This is a genomic window from Psychrobacter sp. AOP5-GZ1-6, from assembly GCF_052376345.1.
GTDB lineage: Bacteria > Pseudomonadota > Gammaproteobacteria > Pseudomonadales > Moraxellaceae > Psychrobacter.
This window is the reverse complement of the sequence record NZ_JBQSVP010000264.1, coordinates 1-1374: the sequence shown is the minus strand read 5'-3', so window position 1 is coordinate 1374 and position 1374 is coordinate 1. Positions and strand designations below refer to the sequence as shown.

At 36.3% G+C, this 1374-nt stretch carries 3 protein-coding genes; all 3 read left to right on the top strand.

What is annotated here, in order from left to right; translation table 11 throughout:
- Positions 1–864, top strand: an 864-nt coding sequence (locus ACT3RN_RS15625; RefSeq protein WP_444518820.1) for a tetratricopeptide repeat protein, incomplete at its 5' end; no start/stop codon positions are given.
- A 12-nt stretch (positions 865–876) separates the two neighbouring features.
- Entirely contained in the window at positions 877–1152 is a 276-nt protein-coding gene (locus tag ACT3RN_RS15620; protein ID WP_413038469.1) for a YkgJ family cysteine cluster protein, read from the top strand.
- Between the two features lie 18 nt (positions 1153–1170).
- Positions 1171–1374 (top strand): hypothetical protein, encoded by a 204-nt coding sequence (locus tag ACT3RN_RS15615; RefSeq protein ID WP_192520966.1) that lies wholly within the window; start codon positions 1171–1173, stop codon positions 1372–1374.

Here is a 1374-nt window from a genome sequence, read left to right as displayed (position 1 = left end):
GTATTGCAAGATAATAGTAAAGCTTTTGAATGGTATCAAAAAGCATCTGAACAAGATAATGCAGACGCTCATTACGAGCTTGGTAATTTTTATAGCGAAGGCATAGGAGTTGAAATAGATAAAGACAAAGCTAATTATTACTATAATAAAGCAGTATGTAAGGGTCATTTAGAAGCAGAACAGCGTTTGCAAAAAAGTAATAAGCCACTTGAAGAAGATAAGCACTCTAACGAAAAAGTGGTAGAGGACGCTGATAGTCATATCGAAAGCATAGACTTTGAAAATGATGGAAGTATTTCATTTAAAACGTTCTTTGACAATTACTTCCGTGATGAGTCAAAAATGTTGCCGCAAAATCCAGGCGGAGGTGTTTGGTTTTATGAAAGTATGGATTTTGACGAAAGTTCCAAATTTTATGATAAAGCAAGTGCTATCAGAGAGAAAAATGACTATATGATTGACACTACGTATGCAGACTTTATCATCGACACAAGCTTTACTAGAAATTTTGGTGTTGGTCTCTTCTTACATGTACATCAAAATAGTTATCAATTTCATTTAAAAAATGATACTAAAGACTGGGAGATATTGAACGATATCGAAGAAGCCTACTACAGCGAAAGTGATAAAGCTCTGTATATAGAGGATTATAAAATAAATCTGATAGGAGATGTCGCTCGTTTTTATGGTAAAAGGCTTGTAGAGTGTATCAATGCATATTTAAATCAAAACGAACTTGATAAAATCGATGAAGAAATAGTATCTAATTCAGAGCTTGTGACAGATGCGCTGGATAATATTGATGACAGACTCACTGAAATTAACCAAAAGCTTAATGATCTACGTGAAGATAGCGCAGCTTAGAGTACATTAATCATGAAGTTTCCTTGCAATCAATGTGGTTGGTGCTGTCAAAATCTGGATAAAAATGAAATATATGCAGCTTTAGATAGAGGTGATGGCACATGTAAATGGTTCGATATAGATAGTAAAAGTTGCACTATTTATGAGTCAAGGCCGCTTATATGCAATATTGAAGCAATGCATCAGGTTTGTTTTTCTACTATCCCTTACGATGAATATATAGCGCTGAATATAGAGGTTTGCCAATCGATTCAAGTTAAGTATCGACTGCCAATAATTCAGATATAACCAACAAAGGACTTTGCTATGCCCATCCCTCTAATCATAGGTGCAGGCGCACTAGCTGCATCAGGCTTTGGAATCACTAAAGGCGCTAAAGGCGTATCTCAATTATCTGACGCTAGCGCCACTATTGAAAGAGCGCAAAGAAGGCTTGAACCGCCCCGACTATATCGGAGAGTGGATTGCTTGAGTCAGGCAGCTTTGTCTGACTCACAAAGACTATCATAA

Coding starts and splice junctions, on each gene's coding strand:
- ACT3RN_RS15620 (WP_413038469.1), top strand. CDS start 877: ATGAAGTTTCCTTGCAATCAATGTGGTTGGTGCTGTCAAAATCTGGAT.
- ACT3RN_RS15615 (WP_192520966.1), top strand. CDS start 1,171: ATGCCCATCCCTCTAATCATAGGTGCAGGCGCACTAGCTGCATCAGGC.